Genomic DNA, 446 nt, shown 5'->3' with positions numbered 1-446 from the left:
ATGTCGGCCGCTCGAATAACGCAATGCCCGAAGGTCCCCTGCTTTCCTCCTCAGAGAATATGCGGTATTAGCTAATCTTTCTATTAGTTATCCCCCATGACTCGGTACGTGCCGATATATTACTCACCCGTTCGCCACTCGCCACCCAAGAAGCAAGCGTCTCTGTGCTGCCGTCCGACTTGCATGTGTAAAGCATGCCGCCAGCGTTCAATCTGAGCCAGGATCAAACTCTTATGTTCAATCTCTAACGTATAACTTCTGGTCTGCTTCAAAGAAACCGACAGGACAATGTCTAAAACATCATCTTGTCTGTCTTTCAAACAGTGTGAGGCCTAATGCACTCACACTTATCGGTAATCTGGGTTTTAAAGAGCGAATCGAATTATACAGTACATGTAGCAAATGTCAACTAAAATTATCGAAAATTCTAACTAACTGTGTTATAC

At 44.2% G+C, this 446-nt stretch carries 1 rRNA gene; it reads right to left on the bottom strand.

Going from position 1 to position 446, the window contains the following annotated elements:
- Positions 1-239, bottom strand: a 16S ribosomal RNA gene (locus ACTHUM_RS19775); the annotation flags it as partial.
- Positions 240-446 lie beyond the last annotated feature (207 nt).

Source organism: Neisseria sp. P0021.S006, from assembly GCF_051956895.1.
This window is presented reverse-complemented; position numbering and strand designations above follow the sequence as displayed.